The organism is Coprococcus sp. HPP0074, assembly GCF_964238105.1.
Classification (GTDB): Bacteria; Bacillota; Clostridia; order Lachnospirales; family Lachnospiraceae; genus Faecalimonas; species Faecalimonas umbilicata.
The window spans coordinates 228,982-243,156 of sequence record NZ_CAXSKS010000001.1 but is presented as its reverse complement, the minus strand read 5'-3'; the positions used below and the strand labels follow the sequence as shown (position 1 = coordinate 243,156).

Sequence of the window (14,175 nt, the reverse complement as noted above, 5' to 3'; positions counted from 1 at the left end):
ACTTCTGTCACACATTTTAATGGGGAAGAATAAAACCACTTTCGGATTTATCCTTCCCCATTCCTATCAATTTTTTGTTCTTATATCTGTCAGCCTATTGTGCCTGCACAATTTATTTATCCGGACATAACTGTCCAAGGTAGGCAAGACTTGGCTTTACTTGTCTTTTCATTCCATTTTTTCTGTCTACTTGTATCAGCCCAAATGTCATTGTGTATCCCCTATGCCATTCAAAATTATCTAAAAGACTCCAATAGAAATATCCTTTCACCGGAATATCGTCGGCAATGCAGGAAGCAACACCGTCAGTTGCTTTTTCGATAAAAGCAATCCGTCGTGTATCATCTGCTGTGGCAATCCCATTTTCCGTCACATATAAATCACCATGAAATTGTTTAGAAACCGCTCGAATCACATGTTCTAATGCCTCTGGATAGTATTCATAATTCATTTGTGTCAGCTCAGCATGTTCCGGCACTGGAACGATTCCGTCAGCCCCTATTCTTGAACGGCTGTAATTTTGTACTCCAAGGAAATTATCTTGTTCGATATAAGGAAGATAATGCGTAAATTCCTTCTCCCACTCTGCTTTTGCACGCTCTTCTCCTCCTGGTTGTGGCTGGATATCATGAAGAGAAAGCGTTAACCCTGTCTTCGTCTCCGGATAAAGTTCTTTAATGATATGTACCGCCTTCTGATGCGCCTTCATGACAATGAAATCTCCCTGTTCTGTACGACTGCTGCAAAATGTCTGAGGAGTTGCGGTATAAAAGACTCTTTCATTTTCTTCAGCTCCAAGGCGTTCGTTTTCTTCCATCTTTTCAGAATCCATTCCTAACTGCACCTGCTGCCCTTCTTCTTTCCTTCGACTGGCATTTGCTTTTTCCTGTCTCTTTTGCCGTTCCATAATAGATGCGATTTGAAGTCCCATATTTGCCTCGTTGATCGTACAGACATACTTAATCTCATTACCAAGCTTTTTCATCACATATTCGACATACTCCGCAAAATATTGTATGACATCCTCTGACTCCCAACCACCTTTTTGGATCACCCAAAGCGGGCTGGAAAAATGATGAAGAGTAACGAAAGGTTCCAGTCCCTTTTCCCTACAGCAGCGAATAACATTGCGGTAATGTTCAATCTCTGTTTCCACGAATTTCCCTTGTTCCGGCTCAATACGCGCCCATTCAATACTAAACCGATAGGCATTCAATCCAGCATCTGCCATATATTCTATGTCTTCTTGATACCGATTGTAATGGTCAACCGCATCTAAACTTGGTTCTTGAAAAATAGAATATTTCAACTGCTCCTGTGCCCAGCAATCGCTGTAAATGTTATTCCCCTCTACTTGATGTGCAGCCGTCGCAGCACCGACAAAAAATCCTTTTTGAAATTTTCCCATAAGAAGTCCTCCTAATCATTTGCTTTTCTATTTCCTTATTATATATGCGTATTGTACGGTGTCTTCATTATATGATATCCATCTAAGAAAACAGATTGATTATCATTACAATAGTAATTACAATATTGTTGATTCTCTTAAAAATTGCATCTGTTCATATTCCTATTAAAATATTTTTTGGTTATTTAGATTTCTTTTTCATTTTGAGAGAAAAACTATAACTCCAGATAGGAATATGTAGTCTGTTCATTTGTTCGATAAACAATGAATTGTCCATATTATCATCAAAAGTAAATATTCTTTTTTCGTCTATGTAAACCCGAAAAGCTCCGCTCTTTTTATACACACCCTTTGTGATATCTGCAAAATAATACTTTCTTACGCGGCCAAATGTAGAACGATACGTAATTTCCATATCGTTTACTTCTACTTTCCATAAGCCGATATTAAAAGCTGCAATCGCCATCACTATAGAAACAAGCAGCAGAAACAGGATCGCCCACAAAGCTTCCTCTATAACAATACTATAAATCAATAAACCTGTACTGCATATTGCAAAAAAAGCAAACAGCCAACTCAGATAGATTTCTGAACGGATAACATAATGAGACAACGGTTCTCTTCCAATTTGGATTTGATTTCTAGCTTTTTTCATGAGATTTCCTTTCTCCTGTAGATTTTAAAGTTACTTTTTTAATCGGCTAATTGAATTCCACAAGCTCCAACCCGGTTTCCAGCTGGAATCCTTCTGCCCACTCTTTATCACGATAAAAAACAATCCCTTCCTGATATCCGTCGCTCGTAAAGAATAACTGTTTTTCATTTCCATAGTCTTTAATGATCTTATTCAATTCATTTGCAACATTTACATCAAACCAGTCATCATACACTTCTGCTTCCAATGTAAATTCCCGGTGTTTCCATTCAAAACTAACTGTTCTTTTTCCTGTTCCTTCTTCCCAGTTTACCTGGCGGGTGTCCTCCTGTATATTTTTGAAATCAAGTTCTTCTTCATCCAGTGACGAAACACCTGTCAGAAAGTCGGTATACATATTCTCTACATTGAAGAATTCCACATCAAAGGTGTACACACCGTTTGTATAGGGAGTCCATGTCATGTTTTCGTAATCGTATTCCCCCTGCCCCAGTACAGTCAGTAGTGTCGCAGCCTTATTTAATTCCACTTCCGGCGGCATTGTTTTATAGTCTTGTTCCAAATCATCTATCATTTGATCAGTCGTTCCCTTTATATCATATTTGTTAAAAATTTCAGCAAGCTCTTTATAAGTCTTTTGCATAGCTTCTCCTCCTAATGAATTACTTTTTAGACTGTATCCATTTAAGGACAGCAGTGCAGATACAACTAATGTCAAAATCCTTTTCATAATTATAGATTACCTTCCTTTTTATCACATCTACTTTCCTTGCAGTAAACCTTTTAACCAGTTTTCCAGATTTTTAAAATTATCAAACCGCCAAGTAATCGTAAAAACTTTTTATCATTAAATACAGTATCATTTTACTGCTGTTTATTTTTTACTTCATCGCTAAAACTTCATGTTGTAGTCATCCTCATTCCTACATATGATAAATAATAATGTTACAGCCTGTCTTTGTTTATAATTTATAGTAGTATTATATATTGTTAGGCGATTTGTGTATATATTTTTTCAAAAACACGAGGCAAAAAATAAAAACTAATAGAGGATATTATCCCCTAATCTCATCAATGATATTTTCTCTTCCCATCTTCCAAGCCGGGAACATTACTGCTGCCACCGCAATCACAACATTCAACACCATAATTCCAATCAAAACCAGATTTGGAACATTGGAAGTTAGATGTAAGAATTGAAGCACATGAGCCATATAGTAGTTCATTACTCTTCTAAGGACTCGATTATAAAGTAGGTAGATAAACACATCTGTCAACAATCCATATAGGATACCAGTCTGCAAAATCATCTTATAATTTCTAATTTCTTAATAGAATTTCCCAAGGCAAATGTATCCTTTTTATCAAATGCCATTTCTTTAAAAACAGATTTCGGGAAAAATTGAAATATTACATTTTGAATTTCAAATGCTACTTTCGGAATTTTATGGGGCGTACCAATTATGACAAGAGTTTTTACCTTCTCCGGAAAATCCAATGCATAATTCATAGCTATGATCCCACCTAACGGAAGACCAACCAGATGAATCTGTCCATCAATTCTGTTGCAATATTCAACAAACGAAGTATATAAGTTCTCATAGGTTGCATCTTGTCCATTTAGAATGGAACATAGCTCTGGACACAAAATATCTTTCTGATCTTTCATGTAAGAAATTGTTTTCTGCCAGCTTATTGCTTTGCAGGAGATCTTTTCAGATTTCCTGCTCAATAAAACTATGAAAATTTAATTTCCTTATTTTAAAACATAATTACAATTCCTATTCGACAAGAACGATTATCATAGAACGATTGTATTTGTCCCCACTCATAATGATATTCGACACCTTTCATACTCTTTTTACTGGGAATGCCTAAGTATTTCCTTAAAAATTTATTATTTTCTTCTTGCAACTTTTCTAAGACTGTATCATTCATTGTCTCATATTTCGTAGAATATTTTTTGTCTGCTCGAACCAATTCAATCTTTTTTACTTTTCCATGTCTTCCGTAGATTGTAACATAAAACTTCTTATAAAGCCATTTTAAAGGTTTCTTAGAAATCAATATTGTATAAGAATACTCTGTTTGAACAATCTTAAAATCAATTTCTTTAAATAGGGAAATACTTCCTTTGGGAGTAATTTTATATCCACCTATTTTTAATATATCTTCCCTTAGCTCATCCTTTACTTCGATAATCTCCATACTTACTATAAAAACAGCATAGCCTTCACACATTACAACGGCAAATATTTTTGCCCATAGTACATCTGGAACAAACATATTCCAAGCTATAAAAGGAAGCAAGGCTACTCCTACCGCAGTCACCAGTAGAAGCACTCTCCAAATATAATTTTTCTTTCTTTTTCCTTCATTGGTTAAATTTTCATCATAATAAAGATGACCTGGACCTGAAAAGTTAAATAGATATTCCTTAAAAAACGACACCATAGCCGCTCCCCAGGAAGATTTCTTTTGTTCCTTCATATTACACAATCTCCTCTGCTACATGGTTATTTTTTTCAGGTCTGCACCTGACATTTTAACTGCATATCACCCCTGATTATCACATTAGCTCTGCTGACTGTTCAGCCCATGCTTTTTCGCATATTCACTGGCTTTCTGTCTGCGTTCCTCACTGTAAGTCGCCAAGAAGCGGATAGACAGATGGAAATTTTTTCTGACGATTTCTGCCGCCGGTTCATCAATGCTGAGCTGCTGCTTATCGTATTTTTCACGCTTATAGCCATAAGGGATTGAACCACTGCACCTCATGTCATAAATGTATCTAAACTATTCCCTAATGTCAACTTTATGGCAATATTCTTTTTATTCAGTCAAAAAAGAAATTGCACCGTTTTTAATTTCTAAGATTTCGTCAGCTTCTTCTGCCAAATGCTTACTGTGTGTAACTACAACAACACATTTTCCTAATTCATGTGCAGTCTTTTTCAGTAAAGCAATGATTTCATCAGCGGTAGTTTCGTCAAGATTTCCCGTCGGTTCATCTGCGAGAAGTACATGAGCGTCGCTGGCTAAAGCTCTTGCAATCGCCACACGCTGTTGCTGTCCGCCAGATAGTTGCAATACATTTCTCTGCCAGTATTCTTTCCCAATACCGACTTCTTCCAATAATTTTTCAGCATTTCCACTACCACCTAATTTGACATTTTCAACCGTTGTCAAATAATCAATCAGATTATAGTTTTGAAATACCAATGAGATATTATGCTTTCTGTGGTAATTCAGCCCTTTTTTTGTAATATCCTCGCCATTGCAAAGGACAGTCCCTTTTGTATCGTTGTTATCGTTCTAACTCGTTATCTACTGAAAAAGTCGTTTGCTCCACCGGAACGAATACTGCAAAGCCAAAAAGATTTTGTTGCAACAGCGTCCCATGAATTAAAATCTCCACTTGCTGTTATGATTTCCAACACGGATATTCATCTTCATTTACTACAATTATTTGTTTCTTGTATACCAAAATTAAAGCAATACCTAAAAATACAAAAGGCATAAAACATATCGCAACCCCCATATTTCCTGTAACAAATGTTACCAGTACGATTATTAAAAAAAGAACTGTTGTTACTATTCCTAAATTTTTTACAAATTTACTTAATCTAATGACATTATCCATAAACTCAATCTCCCTATATGATTCACATTTTTCATTTTTTACGCTCTAATTTCTTCTTATCCTTTTTTATTTCTGCAATCTTTACTTGCAGCCAGTCCACATTTCTATTTCGGGCAGAAATTTTAGCGATTTTTTTCTGATTTTTATATAAAATAAGAGCTTCTCCAAATAAATCCTTTTTTCTTTTCATCTGGGTAATATCCGTTAATCTTATTTTACAGTTCTTCCTTAAAAATCCATTTCTATATAACCATCCATCCTGGACAATTGTTTTGTCCATTAAAAAATAGAAAAATATACCTCCCGGTACAAGAGAGAATAAAAGGAAAACAAAAGCTGTTTCTTTTGCATTGGATACAAGTATCACACTATTGTAAACCAAATATAAAAAGAAAATGCCCGGTAGAACATAGTGGCTTTCTTTTGGTCTTATGATGCACGTTTTATCTCTACAACTCAACCATGTTTCTTGTGAAATTTTATGCTTAGACAGACTATTTTCAAACAATGATACGCTTATGTTTTCATCAAATTTGAATATTTTTTTGTCCCCTGCATATATTTCCAATGTACCATTTTCTTTATCTACACTTCTTGTTATATCTGAAAATTTATAATATTTTTTTCCAAAAAGCGACCGGTATTCAATTACATCATGATTTACCTTGACTCTCCACAGGAACAAATGCAGGGTACAGATTCCAGAAAAAGCAATCAATATTCCATACGCCACTATAACAGAAAAATCCGCCTGTCCGTCTATAAAACCATACAAAAGTAATCCTGAGAAAAATATAGTTCCAACCAAAAATAAAATTCCCAGCCATCCTTCTTCTTGGATGCTATAATTATTTTCATCTATAGTCTTTTCTTCCAACTGTTCTAAAGTTTTTAATTCACGATTTATCTTTTTTATTTTTATTGCCCTGATAACCAACAGAGCCGCAACCCAAGGACTGATTGATAGGATTCTTTTCATAAAAATATTCATTTTTCAACCTCCCATTTTTTGACAGCAAAATACTTTACCAGGTGAAAAACTCCTAAGATAGAACCCAAAGAACAAAAATAGAAACAAAGGCTTGCAATTCTAATCATGGCTGTATATTCAACGCTGCTACTAAGTACTTTTGCGACACCCATTCCAAGCAATACAAAACTAGTAATACACCATCCTCCAGCCAGCTTTTTGGAAGAAGATGGATTGTAGATATCTTTTTTAATCAAAGTTATTATAAGAAAAATGTATGCAGCGATTACCAGTATGTAAATGATAACGAGTATGGTTAGATACCTCTTATAATATTCTTCTTTCATAGTTGTCAGCATGAGGATAGTTGCTGCCCAACAGAACAAAATAGAAAACGTCAGACTTTGTATTCCAATGATCCAAAAAACCTTTTTCCCTGTCACTTCTGTTCTTGAAAAACTAAGAATCACGAATCCAAGATAAACAATAACTAAAAATACTTTTGAAAAAAACGGTGATGGAGCTGATTCAGATAAAAAGAAAAATAAAAATACTAGAAACAAGATTGCTCCATCTAATTTGTAGATTTCTTTCGGCTTAATCACATCTTCTATACCGTATAGTAAAAAACTTTTTGTTTGTTCATTAATCTTTTTCATTCTCGTTTTCCCCTATCATTTCTTTATTCTTCCTCTACGGATATTTCCACATTTGCATGAAGCACCTTTTCCAGATATAATAAAACAAGCCGTCGCCCTTCTTCACATTTTCCTATCTTAGAAATATTCCTATACAGCAGATATAATGGAAACATAAATAAAATCAGACATTCTGTTAAAATCAATAAATCTCCCTGAGAAAAAAACAATGCAAATAAAATCACTATGAGCAGAAAAAAAAGTGCAGCTTTTTTTATGTATGGCAAAAGCACAAACGTACCTTCCAGCATTACATCTCCCCCATAGCTTTTTATATGTGTCTGGAGCATTTCCCAGCCACCGCCTGTCATACTTCCTGCTGCATATCCGATACATAAGGTATTATCCTCTTCTTTGTAGGCTGCAAGTGCCATATCTCTATAAGCCTGGTTTGAAATACATAATGGTTTTGTAGTCTTCTTAATCTGTTCCAATAAATGTTCTTTGGAATAAGGAAAATATATTTTATAATATTCTTGCATACGTTATCCTTTCTCATAAAAAGGTTTTCTAAAGTTCAATACAATACAAATTTTTTTACATTAGTTTCCATCGTTTATAAGCTGAACCCTTTCCATAGAGATATTGTATTCTTTGCAAAAGTTATTTATTGTCCAATTATTAAAGAGAAGAAAACTCTTCGTCACATAAATATCTGCTTTTGAATTATGTATCAAATTGAAAATACTTTTTATATCATAACAGTTAAAACTGTAGGCAGGAGACATTCCTATCTGCCCATTGCTTATATTGATATCATATCTTTTTTGTATAACACTTGGATATGCCAAATAAATTGTAATATTGCATATATATTTTTTCTTCCCATTTTCTTTTATGTATAGGTATGGTTCTCCCAGTCCAATATCATATATTCCTTTAGGTCTGGAGGATAGTGTAAAAACTAATGAATGGATATCCGCATACAAAATTTTTCGTTCCCTAAATCCATATGTTATTTTTTGATCGAATAGTTTATAAGTACGTTGTTTTATAAAGTAATAAAACAATAATAAAAAAATCACAAAAAGTATGGTAAAAATCAGTGCTTTTTGAAAACTCACTTTAAAATCAAAGGAAAACAAAAGTTCGGTTAAACAAAACGATATTGCCGAACAACTAATAATACTAACTATAATGTTGAACCAAGTATTAAATTTTCCATTTCCAAAGATATAATCATAACTTTTATTCTTCATTATAACCTCGTATATTTTTTAATATAGAAAAACTGCATCACAATATCGAACCAAAATATAAAAATCAATTTTATCTCTTTATCATAATTATATACATCAACTAACCACATTGTAAAGCAAAAAGCAAGCCATTTTCAGACTTGCTTTCCACCAGATTACTGCGCCTTATTGCCAAATCATCTCCTTATTCAAAATTCCCTTTTCACACTCTTGTATAGTATTTATTTTGCTACCCATTCCATCTGTTTATCTGCCTTCAACTCTTCCTTAATCCCCTGTGTCTATTTCATTTGCTCTACAATTGACTCTTATTCCAGTGATTATATAAAAACCATAACCAATACAAAATATGGAAACGGTGCTTCTAACTATACCGCTAAAGCCTTTCGCCATTATCCCGAAAATAATACTCCATCAGAAAAATAGAACCATCAGGCATAAAGAAACCTCGGAAACCCTTGTAAAATAGGCATCCGAGGTTTTCTATCCGTTATTCTTGTTCTATAATTCAAGTGAATCTTCTGCATCCACCCACATCTGTAAATTGCCATCAAGATATAATCTTGCATATTCTAAAGGCTCATCCACAGCCACTGAAGTAAGCGCACATTCTGATCCATATGTAGTTTTTAAATCTTTTTCAGCTTCCCAGCAATCAATGCGAAGCATATATCCAACACTTGTGTAAACATCAATACTATCGTGTTTTATGTTGTATTCTGCATAAATTGTTCTCATCGTATCTTATCTCCGTTTTCTTTTAATAATCAGTTATAGAGTTAAATATCGAAAACATTTCAATCAGTTCACCATGTCGTTATTGTTATACTGTGTTATGAAATTTTCTTTCCCTTATTTTTTCCCATATTAAGATTCATGAAAGCTAATGGGAGAATATAACACAAGGGAAAGAGTAAGGGAAAGCTCACTTGCTACAAACTTAGTATTTTCAAGGGTTTGCGAAGAATTTGATAATCAAATATAACAGTTATTAAATTTCCTAAAATAAGTGCAATATCAACTGAAAGTTTTCGATTTATCCGATTCTATTGAATATTTTTAAGAAAGCTTTCTATCAAATCATTTATCAGTTCTGGATTGTCAGTGTTGGAATTGTGTCCAGCACCCTCGACCCACTTCAAAGGAATCTGCGTGTCTTGGTGCCATGCCTTATTATACCGGATACAAGAACCCGCATGATCCTGCATGCCACATATCAACAAAGCCGGACATTTAATTTCATATTGTAGATTTTTTTCCATTGCTTCGGCTAAAATGCGATAGCCATGCCCTGCAATCTGCGCATAACGTTTTTGGTCTCCATCATATACCGACATCATTTTGCGCATCAAGTCTCTTCCATAATGGGAAGTCACTACACCGTTTGAACCTGACTTCAAAAGCAGTTTCCAAGGATAGTGATAATATACGGGCTCCATTCTTTTCAAAAGCCAGATTTCAAAGCCGGTTACATATTTTCTTTGCAATGGTGCAGAGTCAATGGAAACAAAACCCGACAATTGATCAGGATAAAGCTGCGCATAAGTTTGTCCTACGTATCCACCCATAGATTGACCGACAATAACAGGGTTTGTGATTTTTTCCCGTTTAAAAATTTCTTTCAGCCATTTTGCTTTATCGAACAAATCAAAATTAAATTTAAATGGCCACGAGGATGCGTGTGCAGGTGCATCCCATACAAAAATGTTATATTTTCCATCAAAATATTCCATTTGTCTTTCAAATAATCTATGATCAGCCGTCAGTCCCGGAAGAAAAGCAAGCGTAATTGCATTAGGCGTTGTAATACTCGACCAATAGTGAATCGTTCCACAAGAAGTTCGATATGTATTTTCTTTCAATGCGTTCACCTTCCCAAATTTGATAAGCTCCTCTAAGAGATTATGTTTCAATTTTCTTCTATGTATTTCACTACTCTATCTATATTTCCGCTTTCATATTCATCATGTGTTAATTCGAAACACTCATCCTTATTAACACTGCTATAGTCTATATACCTAGCAATATCTTCCGGAATTAAAAACAAGTTTACTCCTTCTCGTTTCAGCGATTGTAAATCTCCATGATTGACATCAACAATTACTTCCGCTTCCCAACTTTTCGCTTCAATCACAGACTGTAAATTCTCTTTTAATACAGTACTTCTCTTTTTCTTTAAAATGTTAAAATGCCCATCATGCCCAATCTGTGAATTTCTCCCATTCGTTACATAGGGTACAATAGCTATTTTTTTTATCATTAACTTGTCCTCCTTTTCCACTTCTTATAACTTTTAATTTATACCAACAACTTCAGATTTGTTATTCCCATTTTACCATACTTCACCTATGTTTTCTATCCTTATTAGACAAGGATAATCTGTTTTTGCCTGACTACCCACATTGGTATTAAAAACTTTATCTTTCCATATCTCACTTCTTTTTCGGCTTGTTCCTGTGCTTCTTCAAAAGAAAAACCGACGCATGATTGCTCTAAGCTCAATACATCGGTTTCTTCATCTGACCATGAGCATATTCAGTTGTCTAACTCGTGCAATTATATTAAAACATATTCTAGATGGACAGGCTTCCCATCCTCATATTCTACAGTCATACGTTACATTTTCCCTCCTACCCTTGTGAAATGGACTTTCGGAATAATATCCAGGTGCTGGTGAAATAACAGATCAATAAGGCAAACAAAATAATCAAAATAGCTCCTACTTGCTGCAACAATTTCCAAGCGCCGATATACGTTCTAATCTGTATGGAAAATCCAATAAATAAAAACAGTATAAATGCACTAGATATAAGAAGAGCTACCATAACAGGGACTCCGAACCAAATTCCTAATTGTTTTAATACCAACCTGCGGATATGGTTTTCCTCCACTCCCATATTCCTTAAAACCTGAAAACGATACCGATACTTTCCAGAATCAGATAATTGCTGCAGAGATAGAATTGTAAAACATATAACAAATAAAATAATTGCACTATAGATCAATCCTGTCTGTACAATGAAAATCAATGCAGAAGTATCATTTCTTTCAATTGTTTTTGTAGTGACAGAATAAACCTCCTGTCCATCCATCGGCATATATTCATCGAAATAATCCGTTAATTGTTCGGCGTCTGCATAGGAAAGAGGACTTTCTGTCATGATATACCGATAAGAATTTGCGACCGTCAGCTTATCACACGTCAAATCAGGTAGAATCAGAACAACATTTTGATTACTGTATATTACTTCTCCTAGTTCCTCTGTTTTCGGTTCAATAGCAGAAAGAATCAGTTCTCCATTATCTGTAGCGATCCTATCGCACTGGGTTTCGAAAGTTTCTATCGTACTTTTCGGTGTAATGGATAACCACTGTGTTGAAAATTCATTTTCAGCAAGAGAAATTTCCTCATATCCAAACATTTCCATCAAGTGGTTATAATCTGACAAGGAAATAGCTGTAATTGCACCTTGCCCATGAACATCCGAGGCTTTCAAAAAGTATGTTGAAAAAGTACAGTCGTCTTTCAAAGTGATGTGCTTTTCCTCAAAAAATGAATCCAAAAATGCGTAATCTGTTTCGGGCAATAATTTTACATTCTCTGCAGCTGTATAGTCGGAATCAATTTGAATATCATACGCCACTCTCTTATCTAAAAATCCCTGTGCCCATTCCACCAAGAACGGGGTAAGTAAAAATAGGGAAATAGATAATGTCAAAGTCAAACAGATTAAAGTCATTGACAGTGTATTCGATCCTAATTTTGATAAAATCTGTCAGAAGAAAAACAGATTTTCTTCTTTATACTTTACTCGTAGACTACGATTTTTCAAGACCAGAAGTCCATCACTGAATACAACAAAAAATACACTGAAAAGAAATATCAGACACCAGATGATAAATGCCAGATATAAATTAAATGCCCCCTTATCCATCGGAAGAGCAAAATACATTTTCCAGACAGGAAGCAGACTTACGGTTATCGTTTCTGCAAATCCGACCAATCCAACCATAAGCAGATATTTTACATGGCTGCAAGATTTTCGTATCTTCTTTTCAGCAATTCCCAAGCCTACCATAACAAAAGGTATTACAATACTGATTAAAACCCATATTTGAATTGCTGTTTGAAACTCATCAGTAAGGTAATAAGTCAATGTCCTGATACTATAAATCCCCATCAGAAAAAACAAAATAAAATTAACTTTTAAAACCTTCTCCACCCATTTATGAGTTGTGGAAAATGCTTCATTTTTTCGATCTGCATGAAGCATATCAATGATTTTTATCTTTCTGATAGTACGAATCTGAAACAGTCCTACGATTGCAAAACAAGTGCCAAAAAAGAAAACGGTCAGGAACACTGTATCCGGAAACAACATAAACGAAAACACAAATGGTTTCTGAAAAACCTGCAGCAACATGGCAGTAATAAATTGTGAGAAAATGACTCCCAATACAATTCCTAACACCAGTGAGAAAAGTCCCATTACCAATGTTTCTATAAAGAAAAGACCGGCAATCATTGATTGCTCCATTCCCATGATACTCTGCACTGCGAATTCTTTTTGCTGATTCCTTATCATAAACCGATTGACATACTGCACCAGAAAAATCAAAAGCATGGTAATTAATATAATCACCAGCAACATTCCGTCTCCTAACACCTCCAGATTAAACTCCGCACCAATATCTGGTCTATAATAACGGCTGGTAATCGACAAAAATGCGTAAAATAAGGAGATGCAGGCAGTTAGTGTCATAATATAAATCAAATAATCTTTTATAGAACGTTTTACATTTTGAAATGCCAATCTAAAGTACATCACTTACCCCGCCTCCCATCATAGTAAGAACATTCAGGATTTTATCAAAAAATACCTTACGGGTGTCCCTGCCTTTTAAGATTTCAGTGAAAATTATACCGTCACGTAAAAATAAAATCCGATTGGCATAGCTTGCCGAAAATGCATCATGTGTAACCATCAGAATGGTTGCACCCAGATTCTCATTCATACTCTGCATGGTAGACAGCAGCATCTGAGATGAGTGGCTGTCCAAGGCCCCTGTCGGTTCATCCGCCAAAATCAGCTTCGGGTGATTGATAATTGCTCTGGCACAAGCACATCTCTGCTTCTGTCCACCGGAAACCTGATATGGATATTTGTCCAAAATATTGGCAATATTCAGACTTTTCGCAATCTCTTCCACTCTCGGTTCTATTTCCCTGACCGGAATGTGGTTAATCGTCAGGGCCAGAGCAATATTCTCACTAATGGTTAAAGTATCCAGCAGGTTAAAATCTTGAAAAATAAATCCCAGATTTTCTCTCCGAAACTTTGCAATCGCCTTTTCTTTTATCTCAGTTACATCTGTACCATCCAAATAAATATGCCCTGCGCTTACCGTATCTATGGTAGAAATGCAGTTCAGCATCGTTGTTTTTCCTGAGCCTGATGCGCCCATAATCCCTAGAAATTCACCTTCCTGCACAGAAAAATCAATATCCTGAATCGCTTTTGTTACATTGCCTTCATTTCCATAAAATTTTTGAATATGGTCTAATTTTAAAATTTCTTTCATGATACTCACCTCGTCTTTT

The 14,175-nt window shown here is 34.9% G+C and carries 18 protein-coding genes and 1 pseudogene; all 19 read right to left on the bottom strand.

What is annotated here, in order from left to right; genetic code table 11:
* Nucleotides 1–112: 112 nt before the first annotated feature.
* The 19 genes and pseudogenes from ACESPO_RS01155 to ACESPO_RS01065 all read right to left on the bottom strand — a co-directional run bounded on the left by ACESPO_RS01155 (nt 113) and on the right by ACESPO_RS01065 (nt 14,156).
* Entirely contained in the window at nt 113–1,408 is a 1,296-nt protein-coding gene (locus ACESPO_RS01155) for a glycoside hydrolase family 1 protein (protein ID WP_499788349.1), read from the bottom strand.
* A 181-nt stretch (nt 1,409–1,589) separates the two neighbouring features.
* The gene (locus ACESPO_RS01150; RefSeq protein ID WP_120105639.1) at nt 1,590–2,063 is read right to left on the bottom strand and encodes a DUF6560 family protein; all 474 of its coding nucleotides are present in this window, start codon (nt 2,061–2,063) and stop codon (nt 1,590–1,592) included.
* Between the two features lie 46 nt (nt 2,064–2,109).
* Nucleotides 2,110–2,793, bottom strand: coding sequence for a hypothetical protein (locus ACESPO_RS01145; RefSeq protein ID WP_499788348.1), 684 nt, complete (start codon nt 2,791–2,793; stop codon nt 2,110–2,112).
* A 325-nt stretch (nt 2,794–3,118) separates the two neighbouring features.
* The gene (locus ACESPO_RS01140) at nt 3,119–3,373 is read right to left on the bottom strand and encodes a hypothetical protein (RefSeq protein ID WP_035102487.1); all 255 of its coding nucleotides are present in this window, start codon (nt 3,371–3,373) and stop codon (nt 3,119–3,121) included.
* Complete coding sequence (locus ACESPO_RS01135) at nt 3,370–3,732, bottom strand: alpha/beta fold hydrolase (RefSeq protein ID WP_120105687.1); 363 nt, start codon at nt 3,730–3,732, stop codon at nt 3,370–3,372. Before ACESPO_RS01135 ends, ACESPO_RS01140 begins: the two co-directional genes overlap by 4 nt.
* A 92-nt stretch (nt 3,733–3,824) precedes the next feature.
* Nucleotides 3,825–4,553 carry a hypothetical protein gene (locus ACESPO_RS01130; protein ID WP_270457044.1) on the bottom strand — a complete coding sequence of 243 codons (729 nt, stop codon included), beginning with the start codon at nt 4,551–4,553 and terminating at the stop codon, nt 3,825–3,827.
* A gap of 84 nt (nt 4,554–4,637) precedes the next feature.
* Complete coding sequence (locus ACESPO_RS01125; protein WP_270602548.1) at nt 4,638–4,841, bottom strand: hypothetical protein; 204 nt, start codon at nt 4,839–4,841, stop codon at nt 4,638–4,640.
* A 54-nt stretch (nt 4,842–4,895) separates the two neighbouring features.
* Nucleotides 4,896–5,357 (bottom strand): annotated as a pseudogene (locus ACESPO_RS01120) (ABC transporter ATP-binding protein); the annotation flags it as partial.
* A gap of 130 nt (nt 5,358–5,487) precedes the next feature.
* Nucleotides 5,488–5,706 carry a hypothetical protein gene (locus ACESPO_RS01115; RefSeq protein ID WP_499788347.1) on the bottom strand — a complete coding sequence of 73 codons (219 nt, stop codon included), beginning with the start codon at nt 5,704–5,706 and terminating at the stop codon, nt 5,488–5,490.
* A gap of 31 nt (nt 5,707–5,737) precedes the next feature.
* On the bottom strand, nt 5,738–6,697 hold the full coding sequence (locus tag ACESPO_RS01110; RefSeq protein WP_318265207.1) for a DUF6560 family protein: 960 nt from the start codon (nt 6,695–6,697) through the stop codon (nt 5,738–5,740).
* Nucleotides 6,694–7,335, bottom strand: coding sequence for a hypothetical protein (locus ACESPO_RS01105; RefSeq protein ID WP_009261888.1), 642 nt, complete (start codon nt 7,333–7,335; stop codon nt 6,694–6,696). The genes ACESPO_RS01110 and ACESPO_RS01105 overlap by 4 nt, the downstream gene beginning before the upstream one ends.
* A 23-nt stretch (nt 7,336–7,358) precedes the next feature.
* Nucleotides 7,359–7,856, bottom strand: coding sequence for a hypothetical protein (locus tag ACESPO_RS01100; RefSeq protein ID WP_117677650.1), 498 nt, complete (start codon nt 7,854–7,856; stop codon nt 7,359–7,361).
* A 60-nt stretch (nt 7,857–7,916) separates the two neighbouring features.
* The gene (locus ACESPO_RS01095) at nt 7,917–8,573 is read right to left on the bottom strand and encodes a hypothetical protein (protein WP_120105922.1); all 657 of its coding nucleotides are present in this window, start codon (nt 8,571–8,573) and stop codon (nt 7,917–7,919) included.
* 501 nt (nt 8,574–9,074) lie between these two features.
* Nucleotides 9,075–9,311: a DUF6061 family protein gene (locus tag ACESPO_RS01090; RefSeq protein WP_120105919.1), complete on the bottom strand. Its 237-nt coding sequence runs from the start codon at nt 9,309–9,311 to the stop codon at nt 9,075–9,077.
* 308 nt (nt 9,312–9,619) lie between these two features.
* Nucleotides 9,620–10,435: an alpha/beta fold hydrolase gene (locus ACESPO_RS01085; protein WP_499788346.1), complete on the bottom strand. Its 816-nt coding sequence runs from the start codon at nt 10,433–10,435 to the stop codon at nt 9,620–9,622.
* A 47-nt stretch (nt 10,436–10,482) separates the two neighbouring features.
* The gene (locus ACESPO_RS01080) at nt 10,483–10,833 is read right to left on the bottom strand and encodes a hypothetical protein (RefSeq protein WP_009261893.1); all 351 of its coding nucleotides are present in this window, start codon (nt 10,831–10,833) and stop codon (nt 10,483–10,485) included.
* Between the two features lie 370 nt (nt 10,834–11,203).
* The gene (locus tag ACESPO_RS01075; protein ID WP_499788345.1) at nt 11,204–12,313 is read right to left on the bottom strand and encodes a hypothetical protein; all 1,110 of its coding nucleotides are present in this window, start codon (nt 12,311–12,313) and stop codon (nt 11,204–11,206) included.
* A gap of 36 nt (nt 12,314–12,349) precedes the next feature.
* The gene (locus tag ACESPO_RS01070) at nt 12,350–13,399 is read right to left on the bottom strand and encodes an FtsX-like permease family protein (RefSeq protein WP_499788344.1); all 1,050 of its coding nucleotides are present in this window, start codon (nt 13,397–13,399) and stop codon (nt 12,350–12,352) included.
* Nucleotides 13,389–14,156 (bottom strand): ABC transporter ATP-binding protein, encoded by a 768-nt coding sequence (locus ACESPO_RS01065; protein WP_499788343.1) that lies wholly within the window; start codon nt 14,154–14,156, stop codon nt 13,389–13,391. Before ACESPO_RS01065 ends, ACESPO_RS01070 begins: the two co-directional genes overlap by 11 nt.
* Nucleotides 14,157–14,175 lie beyond the last annotated feature (19 nt).

Excerpts from the sequence above, each read along its gene's own strand:
- ACESPO_RS01155 (WP_499788349.1), bottom strand. The coding sequence starts at position 1,408 with ATGGGAAAATTTCAAAAAGGATTTTTTGTCGGTGCTGCGACGGCTGCA.
- ACESPO_RS01150 (WP_120105639.1), bottom strand. The coding sequence starts at position 2,063 with ATGAAAAAAGCTAGAAATCAAATCCAAATTGGAAGAGAACCGTTGTCT.
- ACESPO_RS01145 (WP_499788348.1), bottom strand. The coding sequence starts at position 2,793 with ATGAAAAGGATTTTGACATTAGTTGTATCTGCACTGCTGTCCTTAAAT.
- ACESPO_RS01140 (WP_035102487.1), bottom strand. The coding sequence starts at position 3,373 with ATGATTTTGCAGACTGGTATCCTATATGGATTGTTGACAGATGTGTTT.
- ACESPO_RS01135 (WP_120105687.1), bottom strand. The coding sequence starts at position 3,732 with ATGAAAGATCAGAAAGATATTTTGTGTCCAGAGCTATGTTCCATTCTA.
- ACESPO_RS01130 (WP_270457044.1), bottom strand. The coding sequence starts at position 4,553 with ATGAAGGAACAAAAGAAATCTTCCTGGGGAGCGGCTATGGTGTCGTTT.
- ACESPO_RS01125 (WP_270602548.1), bottom strand. The coding sequence starts at position 4,841 with ATGAGGTGCAGTGGTTCAATCCCTTATGGCTATAAGCGTGAAAAATAC.
- ACESPO_RS01115 (WP_499788347.1), bottom strand. The coding sequence starts at position 5,706 with ATGGATAATGTCATTAGATTAAGTAAATTTGTAAAAAATTTAGGAATA.
- ACESPO_RS01110 (WP_318265207.1), bottom strand. The coding sequence starts at position 6,697 with ATGAATATTTTTATGAAAAGAATCCTATCAATCAGTCCTTGGGTTGCG.
- ACESPO_RS01105 (WP_009261888.1), bottom strand. The coding sequence starts at position 7,335 with ATGAAAAAGATTAATGAACAAACAAAAAGTTTTTTACTATACGGTATA.
- ACESPO_RS01100 (WP_117677650.1), bottom strand. The coding sequence starts at position 7,856 with ATGCAAGAATATTATAAAATATATTTTCCTTATTCCAAAGAACATTTA.
- ACESPO_RS01095 (WP_120105922.1), bottom strand. The coding sequence starts at position 8,573 with ATGAAGAATAAAAGTTATGATTATATCTTTGGAAATGGAAAATTTAAT.
- ACESPO_RS01090 (WP_120105919.1), bottom strand. The coding sequence starts at position 9,311 with ATGAGAACAATTTATGCAGAATACAACATAAAACACGATAGTATTGAT.
- ACESPO_RS01080 (WP_009261893.1), bottom strand. The coding sequence starts at position 10,833 with ATGATAAAAAAAATAGCTATTGTACCCTATGTAACGAATGGGAGAAAT.
- ACESPO_RS01075 (WP_499788345.1), bottom strand. The coding sequence starts at position 12,313 with ATGACTTTAATCTGTTTGACTTTGACATTATCTATTTCCCTATTTTTA.
- ACESPO_RS01070 (WP_499788344.1), bottom strand. The coding sequence starts at position 13,399 with ATGTACTTTAGATTGGCATTTCAAAATGTAAAACGTTCTATAAAAGAT.
- ACESPO_RS01065 (WP_499788343.1), bottom strand. The coding sequence starts at position 14,156 with ATGAAAGAAATTTTAAAATTAGACCATATTCAAAAATTTTATGGAAAT.